The following is a 12295-nucleotide window of genomic DNA, read 5'->3' as shown; positions in this document are numbered from 1 at the left end:
CCGACCCGTCATGCCATGCACTGATCACATGAGAAGAGGCGAGCCGTGCGCGTACTCCTGGTGAACATGCCCTGGGCCCCGATCGATCTCCCGTCGCTGGCTCTCGGAATTCTCAAGCGCAGCGTCGACGAGCGCGTACCAAACAGCACAGCGGACGTTCTGCACGCGAACATCGAATACGTGGACTGGATCACCAGGAACACGGAATTCACTTTGGAGGACTACTCCTACTACGCACTCGGATCGTATTTCCTGGGCTGCGGCGACTGGGTCTTCTCCTCCGCTCTCTACGACGATCCCGAATGGCGCGTCGCCGAGTTCACCGCGGCGATGGCCAACCGGGTGCCCGGGGCCCGGATGGAGATGACACAGGCCCTGCACGTCACCGCACCCGACTTCGTCCGGCACATAGCGGAACGCATCGTGGAACTCGCCCCGGACGTGGTCGGGTTCACCTCGACGTTCCAGCAGAACACCGCCGCCCTGGCCGCCGCCAAATACGTCAAGCGGCTCGCCCCGCACATCGTGACGGCCATGGGCGGCGCCAACTGCGACGGCAAGCAGGGCGAGGCCGTCCACCGCAACTTCCCCTTCGTGGACCACGTGCTGCGCGGCGAGGGCGAGGTGTCGTTCCCCGCGCTGATCAGGGCCCTGAACGCGGGCGAGCCCCTGTCCGAGGTCCCCGGGCTGTGCTGGCGCGACACGGACGGCACCTCCGTGGTGAACGCCATGAGCACCAAGCCGCTGCCGCCCGCCGCGATCCTGCCGCCGGACTACTCGGGGTACTTCGAGCGGCTCGCCTCGTCCCACGCCCGGAACTGGGTCGAGCCCAAGCTGGTCGTCGAGGGGGCGCGCGGCTGCTGGTGGGGCGAGAAGCACCACTGCACCTTCTGCGGGCTGAACGGCTCGTTCATGGAGTTCCGCAGCAAGAGCCCCGACGTGTTCTACGACGAGATCATGGACCTGGCGCGCAGGCACCGGGTCCTGGACATGTACGTCGTGGACAACATCCTGGACATGGGGTACGTGAAGTCGGTGCTGCCCCGCATCATCGACAGCGGCTACGACCTGCGCATGCACATCGAGATCAAGTCCAACATGCGGCGCGGACAGCTCCAGACCCTGGCGGACGCGGGCCTGATCTTCGTCCAGCCCGGCATCGAGAGTCTCAACAGCCGGGTGCTGACCCTGATGGACAAGGGCGTGACCGGCGGCCAGAACGTGCGGATGCTCCGTGACGCCGCCACCGTGGGCCTCTCGGTCGCCTGGAACTACCTGCACGGCTTTCCGGGCGAGGACGCCGAGGACTACGACGACGTGGTGGACCAACTGGCCGCGCTGGAACACCTGAACCCGCCCGTCGGCCCGTCCTCCCGGATCGCGATCGAGCGGTTCAGCCCGTACTTCGACAACCCCGGGCTCGGCTTCTCCGAACTGCGCCCCGCCGAACCGTACCGGCTCACCTACGACCTCCCCGACGAGGAGATGTTCGACCTGGCGTACGTCTTCGACGTACCGCCCCGGGGGATCGGCGAGGACGTCGTCGAACGGCTCGACGCGGGCATCGCGCGCTGGAAGCGGAACTACGCCGGCAGCCGCCTCACCCACTGCGACCTGGAGGACCGGATCGTCCTGGTCAGCAGGCGCCGGGCCTTCGACTGGACCCGCCTGGAACTGACCGACCCGCGCGAACTGGCCTTGTTCCGGCTGCTCGACCAGCCGCACACGGTGAAAGCGGCCGCGCGCAAGCTGGACGCGGACCACCCCATCGGCGAGGCCGACCTGCTCCGGGTCCTGAAGCGGTGGCGGGAGCTGGGCGTCGTGTTCGAGGACAGCGGGCAGTTCGTGCAGATCGCGCCGCCCGCCCTGAACGAGGAGTTTCTGCGGATCGACCACATGCGGCACACCGCCGCCCGCGAGGCCGAACTCGCCCCGACGACCGCCTGACGACCGCGCCACCGCCCGACCGAGGGACGACGATGACTCCTGCTCTCACCGCCACCGCCCCCTTCACCGTGACCGCCTCACGGGACTACGACCCCGAGGTGGGCCCCCTGCCCGCCATGTCCCTGGGCCGCTACGAGATCGACATGTCCGGCGGCGAGGCCGCCCGGCGGCTATTCGCCGCCGGGGCCCGGCACATCACCCTGCCCCGCCCCGTGGACCTGACGGATGCCGCCGACGCGGCCTGGACGGTCAGAGCGCTGAGCTTCGTGGGCGACCTGACCAGCCTGGCCATCTCGGTCGACTGGCAGCTCCGCACCGGCCCGGACCCCGACGCCTGGCGCCACTTCTGCCACCTCCACCCGCCGACCGCCGTCCTCGGCACCGCGGACCCGGTCGCGACGGCGCTCGCCTGGCGCACCACGTACTACATCTGCAAATGCATCTTCCGGTACGGCCCCGGCTTCATCCAGGTCCGCGACCGGCGCTACGGCGAGCTGCGCCGCTTCACCATCGACGAACCGGAGTACCACGAGGCCGTGGCGGCCCTCGCCGACGGCGCGCCCGCCGACGCGATCCCGGGGCCCGTCCTGGACGACCTCGTCTCCGAGCACCTCGTCCTGCGCTTCGGCGACCATCTGTGGTGGGCACCGTACCGGGTCCGCCGCTGGTCGGAGGCACCCCTGGTGATCTGAGCGCACGGCCGTGGTTGTGCGTCAGCAGCGTGCAGTGAGGACAGACCTGATGACAAACGGTGGACGTGACGCGCGAGATGTCCCTCTCGGCAGCCCAGTCGGCGTCGACAACGCTCGTGATCAGTGCACCGGGTGTGTGGTTCCGCTCCGGACGGGCGCGGGCGCCGGACGCCCGTGAGTGCGTCCTCGCCGTCCGTGCGACGGCTCGCGCACGCAGTGGATGAGCCCGGTCGGGCAAGGGGCAAGGGGCAAGGGGGGCGGAGGCGGGGCGGCGCCCTCTCGCCCGGCCCCGCGGCCGGGCGGGACAGGTACGCTCAGACCCAGCAGCCGTTCACGGTCGCGGCGAGGCCGTCCATCGCATTCTTGATGGCGTCGGGCGCGGCCGCCGAACCGGTCTCGACGAAGGAGAAGACCCGCCATCCGCCGTCGTCGGTGCGGGTCAGGCCGCTCAGGGCGACGGCACCGGTGAGGGTGCCGGTCTCCGCCCGGACCTTGCCCACGGCGCAACTGGAGTTCGGGTCGTCGAGGCGGGCCCCACTTCGGGCCGAGAGTGGAGCCCGCCTCGCCGGCGACCGGCAGGCCTTTCAGGATGGAGCCCAAGGCGTGCGTGTGGCGCGGCTGGGTGAGCAGTTCGAGAATCTGCGCGAGTGTCGCGGCCGGAATGCGGTCGCTGCGGGACAGCCCGCTGCCGTCGAAAAGGCTGTCGTCCACGGCGACCTTCACCGTGCCCAGGCCCGCCTCCTTCAGTCCGCGACCGCCGCCTTCGCCAGTTCCGCGAGGTCCGCGCTGCTGAGCGTGCGGTCTCCGCCGCCCACCAGGGTCAGGGTGCCGTGGCCGTAGACGACCCGGGTGGTGAACCGGTGCTCGGGGCCCAGCACCGTCAGGGCGGCGGTGGCCGTGGCCAGCTTGACGTTGGAGGCCGGCATCAGCGCGGTGGCGCCGTCGTGGTCCCACAGGATCTTGTCCGAGTCGGCGTCGAGGACCACCCCGCTCACCTGGGAGCCCAGGTGTTGGTCGAGTACCCGCGCGTCCAGGCCACGGCAAGACCGGCGCCGTCGACGCCGAGATCGCCGCCCGCGCCGTGCTGTCCGGGCGCGCCACCGCCACGGCCAAGACGAGCGACGGCCCGGTGGAGATGCTGCGGCTGGTCGAACTCGCCAAGGGATCCGCGATCAAGTCCCGCACCCAGGCCATCAACCAGCTCAAGAGCGTCCTGGTCTGCGCCGACTCCGCCCTGCGCGAGGCCCTGGCCGGCCTGATCAACCCGCACCTGATCAAGCGGTGCGCCGCACTGGAAGCTCTGGACGCGACCGGGCCTGCTACAGCTGCCCGGCACACCCTGCGTCTGCCGGCCCGCCGAATCCAGCACCTGACCGAAGAGATCGACGACCTGAACCAGCGGATAGCCGAGGCCGTCAAGGCGAGTTCGCCCGGTCTGCTCGACGTACGCGGCGTCGGACCGGACAGCGCCGCAGCCCTGCTCATCGCCGCAGGTGACAACCCTGAACGCCTCACCAGCGAGGCGTCTTTCGCTGCCCTGTGCGGCACCAGCCCGATCGAAGCGTCCCCCGGCAAGACCCAGCGCCGCAGACTCAACCGCGGCGGCGACCGGCAGGCCAACGCCGCCCTCTACCGCATCGTCCTCAGCCGCCTGCACTGGGACGACCGCACCCGGGACTACCCGCACCGACGCCTCGCCGAGGGCAAGACGCGCCGAGAAGTCATCCGCTGCCTCAAGCGCTACATCGCACCGGAGGTCTACCGGCTCATCGTCCCCACGGGCCCTGCGACAGACCACGGCAGAGCCGTCGCTTGACATCCATAGGGGCATCAGTGCCCCCGCAGATCATCAACCTGGAGCTGGACGAGCCCACACCGGAACGCTGGGCGAGCCAAGAAGACCACGACGAACAGCAGCCGCCCACGACAAGCGCCGGCGCCTCGGGATGCACTCGGCCAGTCAGTGATCGCCGAGCAAGGACGCCAGTACGCTCCATGTGTGGCAGTCGTCGATGTATCCGAAGAGCTCAAGTCCCTCTCCTCGACCATGGAGTCGATCGAGGCCGTTCTGGACCTCGACAGGATGAGGGCAGACATCGCCGTGCTCGAGGAGCAGGCGGCAGCGCCGTCCCTGTGGGACAACCCGGACGAGGCGCAGAAGATCACCAGCAGGCTCTCCCACCTCCAGGCCGAGGTGCGCAAGGCCGAGGCGCTGCGCGGCCGGATCGACGATCTCGCCGTGCTCTTCGAGATGGCCGAGGAGGAGGACGACCCGGACACCCGCGCGGAGGCCGAGGCCGAGCTCGCCGACGTCCGGAAGGCGCTGGACGAGATGGAGGTCCGCACGCTGCTCAGCGGCGAGTACGACGCCCGTGAGGCGCTCGTCAACATCCGCGCCGAGGCCGGCGGCGTCGACGCCGCGGACTTCGCCGAGAAGCTCCAGCGCATGTACCTGCGCTGGGCCGAGCAGCACGGCTACAAGACCGAGATCTACGAGACGTCCTACGCGGAGGAGGCCGGCATCAAGTCGACCACCTTCGCCGTCCAGGTGCCCTACGCCTACGGCACCCTCTCGGTCGAGCAGGGCACCCACCGCCTGGTGCGCATCTCGCCCTTCGACAACCAGGGCCGGCGCCAGACCTCCTTCGCCGGCGTCGAGGTGCTCCCCGTGGTCGAGCAGTCCGACCACGTCGACATCGACGAGTCCGACCTGCGCGTCGACGTCTACCGCTCCTCCGGCCCAAGCTGTAACCCCCGAGATTCTGATTTCATGGTACGTATCACGCACCTTCCGACTGGCATCATGGCCTCCAGCGACAGTGAGCGCTCGCGCACCCGAAACAAAGTCACGGCGATGAACGTCCTAAAAGCCAGGCTGCTGGGGCGGCGCCGTCAGGAGGAGCAGGCCAAGATGGACGCCCTCAAGGACGAGGGTGGCAACCCCTGCGGCAACCAGGTGCGTTCGTACGTGCTGCACCCGTACCAGATGGTCAAGGACCTGCGCACGGAGCACGAAGTCGGCAACCCCGAGGCCGTGTTCAGCGGCGAGATCGACGGATTCCTCGAGGCCGGGATTCGCTGGCGCAGTGAGTGTCATCGTCCCTCGATCTGCTCCTCGGTCAGGTAGGGCCGCGCTCCAGGCGGTCCGGTGGAGGCCAGGCCCGTGCGGCCGCCGTCCTGCCAGAGCCGGTGCCAGTGGTGCACCGGCTGCCGAGTCACGTCCAGGCGCCGGGCGATCCCGGCCTGCGGCACGCCCTGGTCGAACAGGCCCGCCGCGGCCGACCGCCGCTCTTCCCGGTGCTGGCGTTCCCTCGGCGTGAGTCCTCGGATCGTACTCATACCACCGGGATAGCACTCGACTAACGAGCTCGTGCACGGTAAGCGGTGGGGCGTCGGGGCCTTCGAGGAGGCTCCGTGTTCACGTCTGTTGTGCCGGGTTCAGGTCTGCCACCTGCTGATGTGACAGCAGAGCGGCTACGGCCTGGACGGTGTCGCTCATGTGCTCACGGCGGGCGAGCGTCCGCCAGTTTTTCAGGTGGACGATGCCGTGCTCGACCCGGATGCGGCGCGAGGGGTGTGCCTTCCTCTGCCGCTCGTGCATCTCCTCGTACCAGTCGGGGGCATTCTTCTTGAACTTCCGGTGCGGTGGCGTGATCACGCGGCCGCCAGTCTGCGCGCCCAGGCCCTGGTAGCCGGCGTCGGCGAGGATCTCCACCGGAGGCCCTTCGGCCAGCAGTTTCACCAGTCCCAGTTGACGGGCATGGGTGATGTCCGCACAGCTTCCGGGGCGGGTCGGGCTGCAGAACAGCACACGGCCGTCCTCATCGGTGACCACCATGGTCTTGACGGCGTTCTGCTTGCTCTTGCCGGAGATGAACTTGTCGCGATCTCTGCGCCCGGCAGCCGGCCGGCGGACACGGACTTCCGTTCCATCGATGATGCCGGTCCTGCCACTGGCACCAAGGACGTGTTCGGTGCCGCGGGTGATCGTCACCGACAAGCTGCCCTCCTACCGCGCCGCCCACCGCGAGGTCATGCCCTCCGTCGAGCACCGTTCCCACCAGGGCCTGAACAATCGGGCCGAGAACTCCCACCAGCCCACCCGGCAGCGCGAACGCGCCCTGAAGGGCTTCCGCAGCGTCGGCGGAGCCCAGCGGTTCCTGGCCGCGTTCAGCGGCATCTCGCCCCACTTCCGACCCCGCCGCCACCTGATGAACCGCCTCCGACCACCGAGCCGAGATGACCGTCCGCTTCGCGATCTGGGACCAGATCACCGGCGCTGCCGGCCGGTCCACCACGGCCTGAACGCAGGCCCGGACCGCGGGCCCGCCATGTCCGACACACTGGCAGGCACCTGCAAACCCCACAACGTGACAGCACCGTCGTAGGTCCAGTGGTGGGGCATGGGGGCGTCCTGGTGCCATTCCAGGACGGCGGCGGTGGGCCAGTCCTTGACCGGCAGCCACTCGTCGACGATGCGGGCGCCGTTGGTGAGGATGTTGCGGTAGGCGGGGTGGTGGGCGCGGTCGCGGCTCTCGACGGCCCGCAGTCCCATGACCTTCAGGATCCGCACGGGTCGGCCGAGTTTGCGGCGCAGCCGCCGCACCAGGCGGATGGCCGGCACAGGGCGGCCGGTTCGGAGTCGGGACGGCGCGGATAGGGCGGTCGCGCATCGATCCCGATCTTGATGCGGGCACGTTGTCGCCCGTTTTGGCCCAGGGGGAAGATGAAGCGGTGGGCGCCGCGTATGGCGGACGGTACGGGCACCGATCACTGTCAGGGCCTCCCGTAGCCACACCGCGGGATCGCAGCCGGCCCGCGGCACGGGGGCGCCCAGCGCGATCAGCCGGGCCTCGACGTACTGGTGGCCCTGCTCCTGGCGGCGGACCTTCTGCGCGGCTCGGTCGGAAGCGCACGGGTTCGCAGATTCTGAGAAGCGCTCGCGCGGGAACCCGCACCTGTCGACGTCTATAGGTACCGACGCCGTTCGGGTTGCACCGTGCTGGGCCTTCTTCCCCGGCACGTGGTGCACGGTAGGTGGTGGACGTTCGGCTGCATCGTGATGTCCGGTTTCCGCCAGCACGATCGGTGGCTGCTTTGAAGACTCGGCATATGATCTTCACGACCTCCCCGACGCCGGCGATAAGCGCGGACACGCTCATCGCGCTCCTGGTCTTCTTGTTCCCGCTTGCGTACAGCCCGGGCCCGGGAAACGCGTTCTTCGCGGCGATCGGTGCGTCGAAGGGGCTGCGCGCCGCCGTGCCGGCCCTTGCCGGGTACCACATCGCGACCTTCGGTGTGACTGCGGCGATCGGGATCGGGATGGGGGTCACCATCCTGGAGCATCCCTTGTTCGCAAAGGTGCTCAGCGCGGTCGGGAGCCTCTACGTGTTGTGGTTGGCGGTGACGTTCGTTCGTGCCGCTCGGGCGAAGGGAGGGTCCACGGCGGATGCCGCATCGGCCGGGGAGCAGCGGGTCGGGTTCTGGGCCGGCGCGATCGTCCTGCTACTGAACCCCAAGGCGTACTACATCATCGCGGTGTTGTTCACGCAGTTTCTCAGGCCGCCCGCCAACGACGACGTCGCCACGGTACTGGTGATCACGGCCGTGTTCACGCTGAACAACCTCGTCGCCTTCATCGTCTGGGCACTCGGCGGCCGGGCGCTCACCGCCCTGTTCCGCAGTGAGCGGTCGAAGCGATGGATCGACTGTTTGTTCGCCGCCACCTTGATCGGAGTTGCGGTCTGGATGGCGGTACCGCTGTTCACCTGATCAGAAGCCACACATGACTCAGCTTGACTCTGTCGGGGATCTGAGATGGTAGGGCTCAGCTGCCGAGGGTTCGCCAGGACTTTGACCGGGGGATCTCGTGCTGGTCCAGGAAGGTCTGGAAGGCGGTCGGCGGTCTCGGCGAAGAGAGTTCCGCGGTCGCTGACTGGCTGCTGAGTCGTTCGATGTTCACGGCGATGGCCGTGAGTACGTGCTGCAGGTGGGTTTTCGGCTGTCCTCGGTAGCGGCAGCGGCGCATGCCGTGTCCGTGGGCGAACTCGTTGATGGTGCCCTCGACTCCGGAGCGGACCGCGTAGCGGGTCTTCCAGTCGGAGGTCTGCTGCTCGGCGCGGACGCGGAGTTGCAGGTCGCGGAGTTCTCGTGGAGGAAAGCCCACGGTCCGGGCGCTGTCGGCGGTGGTGGTGCAGCGGGTGCGTGCCGGGCAGGGGCGGCACTGGCTCTTGGTGAACCGGGCCACGATCAGCGGGGCGGCGGTGGGTGAGGACGTTGGGTAGGGGCCGTGCCAGCCCGCGCTGGCCTGGCCCTGAGGACAGGTCACCTGTCGGCGGTCGAAGTCGATGCGGAAGTCGTCCCGGTCGAAGCCTTCATTCTTGCGGTGCTGGCGGGTGGGGTTGCCTGGCAGTGGCCCGCTGACGGTGACCTGGTGTTCGCGCTCGGCTCGTTCCAGGTGGACCAGGGAGGTGTAGCCGCCGTCGACCAGGTGCTCGGCCGGCAGTAGCCCGCGACGCGCCAGGCGGGTGTGGATGCCGGGCAGGGCCTGGGCGTCGTTCGTGGCGGCCGAGGTGGTGGCCACGTCTGTGATCACGTTGGTGCTGTCGAAGGCGCACGTCTCGGTGACATGCGCGGCGAACCCCTTCCAGCGGATGATGTGCCCGTGACGGACGTAACGCGCCGTAGTGTCGTAAGGGGAGACGATCGCCGAGGAGGAGGGCGGCAGACCGCCGTCGTCGGCGGTGCGCCACCGTAGGCGGCCTGCCGAATCGCGGTAGTAGCTCTGCACGACGATCTGCCGCAGCGCCTCGGCCTGCGGGCCCGGCCGGTAATCCGGTCCGTACCGGTGGAGGCGTTCCAGCAGCCGGCAGGCGTCGTCGCCGGCGGCGAGGATCCTGGACTTGGGCCGGGTGGGGTTCTTGCCCAGACGGACCGGGCGGCCGTAGCGGCGCCCCCAGTCTTCATCAACCAGGCCGCCCAGCAGATGCGAAGCGGTGCGGGCCACTTCCTCCAGCACGGCACGGACGGCCTCGGTGACCAGTTCCAGCCGAGTCAGGTCGCGCACCGCGGCCAGGACATGGGTGGAGTCGGTGCGCTGCGTGGTGCGTTCTCGTACGAGACCGGCCTACTTGAGACGGGCCAGCGCGAGGTCGAGGAGGCGGTCGGCGCGGTCGCCCTCGGCGAGACGGTCGCGGAAGTCGGCCAGCACACTGTGGTGGAAGCCGGGATCGTCCAGCTCCAGGGCCATGGCGTACTTGAAATCGATGCGGCAGCGGACTGCTTCCGCCGCCTGCCGGTCCGACAGGCCGAGCAGGAACTGCAGCACGCAGACAGTCGCCAGTTGGGCGGGCGACAGACCCGGACGACCGTCACGCGGGTACCAGTCGGCGAAGTCCTCGTCGCACCACAGCCCGTCGAGGCGGTCTCTCACCCACATCGCGGTCGTACCGCCCGGGTTGCTCGCCCGCGCGATCTGCGCGGTCAGAGACGGAACTTGCTCACCGGAACGGGGACGGAGCGACAACGGACACCTCGACAACTGCATCGGCCTTCGAAACAGCCACGAGCTGAGCTTGTTCCGCTTTGACGGACACCATCAGTGTGGTGGTCAGGCCGCCGGGGCGGCTTCGTAGTCGGCGGGACTGCGGTAGCCGAGGCTGCTGTGCAGCCGGTGCAAGTTGTACCAGCCCTCGGTCCGCTCAAAGACCGCGGTGCGGGCGACGGACCTGCTCGGCCAGGAACGGTCGCCGAGCAGTTCGTTCTTCAGGGTGGCGAAGAACGACTCGGCCAGCGCATTGTCCCAGCACTGGCCGGTGCGGCCGACCGACAGCTGGATACCCCAACCGGCTGCGAGCAGGGCGAATTCACGGCTGGTGTACTGGCAGCCACGGTCGGAATGGAAGATCACCGACCTGGCGGGGCGGCGCCGGCGACAGGCGGCCCGCAGGGCCTCGGCGACCGGCTCGGTGCGCAGGTGGTCGGCGGTGGCCCGGCCGACCACGCGCCGGGAGGCGATGTCGATGACGGTGTCCAGGTAGAGCCAGCCCTCGTCGGTGGGGATGTAGGTGATGTCACCGCACCAGCGGGCGTCGGTCGCCGTCGGGTCGGGCCGGAAGTCGCGCAGGACCAGGTCCGGGCGGGTTGCGGCGTGCGGGTCGGGGATCGTGGTGCGGTGCCGCCGCCTGCGGTGCCGGCCGGCGAGCCCGGCGGCCCGCATCAGCCGGGCGATGCGTCTGCGGCCGCAGGCCGTGCCCTCGCGCCGCAGGACGGCGTGGATGCGCGGCGCCCCGTAGGTGCCTCGGGACCGGGCGCGGACGGCGGTGATCTGCTCGGTCAGTTCCGCGTCCTGCACGGCCCGGGGGCCGACGGCGCCGGTGCGGCGGGCATGGAAGGCGGCACGGGAGACCTTCAGCAGTTCACAGGCGCGTTTGACGCGGTGACCTGCCTGCTTCTCCGCCTCGATGAACGGGTGCACGTTCACCGGGTCTCCGTCGCGAAGAAAGCCGTGGCCCGCTTGAGGATCTCCACGTCCTCCCGCAGGCGGCGGTTCTCCCGCCGCAGCCGGGCCGGTTCCTCGCGTTCGTTGCTGGTCAGGCCGTCGCGCTCGCCGGCATCGACCTCGGCCTGCCTGACCCGGTCGCGCACCGCGGTCCCGGTCGGGTCGAAGTCCTTGGCGACCTGGCCGACCGAGCGGTCACCGCGTCGGCACAGCTCGACGATCTCGGCCTTGAACTCCGGCGTGAACGAGCGGCGAGGACGCGGCCTCTTCTTCCCCATGCTCTCCATGATGGACATCATCCTTCCGGGGCCGAAGCCCCTGATCTCTGATGTCCGCCAAAGCGGATCAAGCCCATTCCCCAGCCCGGCCGCCAGAGCCCGGCCTTCGACCAGCTGACCTACACCGCCGACTTCGCCTGGCCCGGCTGTTGGCGGATCGCCGACGCCGGCGGCAAGCCGCCGCGGGCCGCCACCCGCTACGAGCGGGCCAAGATCGCTAGCCTCGCCGCGTGGAACGCGATCCGCGCCGCCCGCACCACCGGTGCGCGGGACGACACTCCGATCACGACCGCGCCCACCGACCACCACGACCGGGCCGCCGAGGCGTCGCACGGCGTCGACCACCCCGGGCGGGACGCCGCACTCACCCAGACACAACGGGCCGCCGCCGTCCACGCCCACCAGCAGGCCGCGATGCCGAAGGAGTACCTGGAGGGCCATATGACCGACCCGGTGACGTGGATGCGCGCACCGGTCAGCCTGGAGCGGCTCACCGCCATCCCCACGCAGCCAACGCCCGTCGCTGTACCACCGAGGACCGGGAGCTCCCGGCCCCGGCCGCCGACCCGGCCGACCCGCGCCGCCAGGAGCACGAGCAACAGCACCCGCAGCCCGACCCCGGTCAGGACACCCAGCCGTGATGGCCAGGAGCCATCCGGTGGGACGGATGACGAAAGCACCGTGCCAGGCGCCGGGACGCGGCCGGCCCCGGGGCCACCCGGTAGCAGGGAGGATGCGGGAGACCGTTCCCCCTCGTCGAGCGCGGAGGATTGATGGTTGCCTCGATCCGCATGAAGCCCCGCAGGATTGCCTGATCGTCGTCGGGTTGGCACCCATTTGGCCTGCCGTGATGGCGCGGTATATGGAGTTCGGTGAGG

11 protein-coding genes and 3 pseudogenes are annotated in these 12295 nt (G+C 69.6%); 6 read left to right on the top strand and 8 right to left on the bottom strand.

Going from position 1 to position 12295, the window contains the following annotated elements; translation table 11 throughout:
• Positions 1-45: 45 nt before the first annotated feature.
• Positions 46-1947: a RiPP maturation radical SAM C-methyltransferase gene (locus CP969_RS01915; protein WP_016828155.1), complete on the top strand. Its 1902-nt coding sequence runs from the start codon at positions 46-48 to the stop codon at positions 1945-1947.
• A 32-nt stretch (positions 1948-1979) separates the two neighbouring features.
• Complete coding sequence (locus tag CP969_RS01910; RefSeq protein ID WP_016828156.1) at positions 1980-2639, top strand: DUF5825 family protein; 660 nt, start codon at positions 1980-1982, stop codon at positions 2637-2639.
• Between the two features lie 314 nt (positions 2640-2953).
• Here CP969_RS01910 and CP969_RS01905 read toward each other — a convergent pair.
• Positions 2954-3673 (bottom strand): annotated as a pseudogene (locus tag CP969_RS01905) (D-alanyl-D-alanine carboxypeptidase); the annotation flags it as partial.
• On the opposite strand from CP969_RS01905, the pseudogene CP969_RS01900 reads away from it, so the two are divergent.
• Positions 3664-4455, top strand: a pseudogene (locus tag CP969_RS01900) (transposase); the annotation flags it as partial. The pseudogenes CP969_RS01905 and CP969_RS01900 sit on opposite strands and share 10 nt — an antisense overlap.
• Before the next feature lie 183 nt (positions 4456-4638).
• Entirely contained in the window at positions 4639-5766 is a 1128-nt protein-coding gene (gene prfB / locus CP969_RS01895; RefSeq protein WP_026085526.1) for a peptide chain release factor 2, read from the top strand.
• On the opposite strand, the gene CP969_RS01890 is transcribed toward prfB, so the two are convergent.
• Both CP969_RS01890 and CP969_RS01885 read right to left on the bottom strand, forming a co-directional pair.
• A complete protein-coding gene (locus CP969_RS01890; RefSeq protein ID WP_004993381.1) occupies positions 5733-5978 on the bottom strand; it encodes a helix-turn-helix domain-containing protein in 246 nt (81 codons plus the stop codon). The two genes, prfB and CP969_RS01890, sit on opposite strands and share 34 nt — an antisense overlap.
• Before the next feature lie 79 nt (positions 5979-6057).
• Positions 6058-6633: a transposase family protein gene (locus CP969_RS01885; RefSeq protein ID WP_016828159.1), complete on the bottom strand. Its 576-nt coding sequence runs from the start codon at positions 6631-6633 to the stop codon at positions 6058-6060.
• Here CP969_RS01885 and CP969_RS33570 point away from each other — a divergent pair.
• Positions 6617-6944: pseudogene (locus CP969_RS33570) on the top strand (DDE-type integrase/transposase/recombinase); the annotation flags it as partial. The gene CP969_RS01885 and the pseudogene CP969_RS33570 sit on opposite strands and share 17 nt — an antisense overlap.
• Here the strand turns inward: CP969_RS33570 and CP969_RS33565 are convergent.
• A complete protein-coding gene (locus CP969_RS33565) occupies positions 6910-7263 on the bottom strand; it encodes a hypothetical protein (protein ID WP_016828160.1) in 354 nt (117 codons plus the stop codon). The pseudogene CP969_RS33570 and the gene CP969_RS33565 sit on opposite strands and share 35 nt — an antisense overlap.
• Before the next feature lie 488 nt (positions 7264-7751).
• Here CP969_RS33565 and CP969_RS01865 point away from each other — a divergent pair, with 488 nt between their 5' ends.
• Complete coding sequence (locus CP969_RS01865; protein WP_004993386.1) at positions 7752-8411, top strand: LysE family translocator; 660 nt, start codon at positions 7752-7754, stop codon at positions 8409-8411.
• A gap of 55 nt (positions 8412-8466) precedes the next feature.
• Here the strand turns inward: CP969_RS01865 and CP969_RS01860 are convergent, their stop codons facing one another.
• The 4 genes from CP969_RS01860 to CP969_RS01850 form a co-directional block, all read right to left on the bottom strand.
• Complete coding sequence (locus CP969_RS01860) at positions 8467-9705, bottom strand: transposase (RefSeq protein WP_016828161.1); 1239 nt, start codon at positions 9703-9705, stop codon at positions 8467-8469.
• 60 nt (positions 9706-9765) lie between these two features.
• Positions 9766-10071 carry a transposase gene (locus CP969_RS33560; RefSeq protein WP_223887027.1) on the bottom strand — a complete coding sequence of 102 codons (306 nt, stop codon included), beginning with the start codon at positions 10069-10071 and terminating at the stop codon, positions 9766-9768.
• Between the two features lie 177 nt (positions 10072-10248).
• Complete coding sequence (locus tag CP969_RS01855; protein ID WP_150474888.1) at positions 10249-11121, bottom strand: IS3 family transposase; 873 nt, start codon at positions 11119-11121, stop codon at positions 10249-10251.
• Entirely contained in the window at positions 11118-11417 is a 300-nt protein-coding gene (locus CP969_RS01850) for a transposase (protein WP_171817442.1), read from the bottom strand. The genes CP969_RS01855 and CP969_RS01850 overlap by 4 nt, the downstream gene beginning before the upstream one ends.
• Positions 11418-12295 lie beyond the last annotated feature (878 nt).

It is taken from the genome of Streptomyces viridosporus T7A (genome assembly GCF_008704515.1).
In the GTDB taxonomy this organism is placed as follows: domain Bacteria; phylum Actinomycetota; class Actinomycetes; order Streptomycetales; family Streptomycetaceae; genus Streptomyces; species Streptomyces viridosporus.
Note: the sequence above shows the minus strand (reverse complement) of the source record. Positions and strands in the feature narration are given on the sequence as shown.

Coding starts and splice junctions, on each gene's coding strand:
- CP969_RS01910 (WP_016828156.1), top strand. CDS start 1,980: ATGACTCCTGCTCTCACCGCCACCGCCCCCTTCACCGTGACCGCCTCA.
- CP969_RS01890 (WP_004993381.1), bottom strand. CDS start 5,978: ATGAGTACGATCCGAGGACTCACGCCGAGGGAACGCCAGCACCGGGAA.
- CP969_RS01865 (WP_004993386.1), top strand. CDS start 7,752: ATGATCTTCACGACCTCCCCGACGCCGGCGATAAGCGCGGACACGCTC.
- CP969_RS01850 (WP_171817442.1), bottom strand. CDS start 11,417: ATGGGGAAGAAGAGGCCGCGTCCTCGCCGCTCGTTCACGCCGGAGTTC.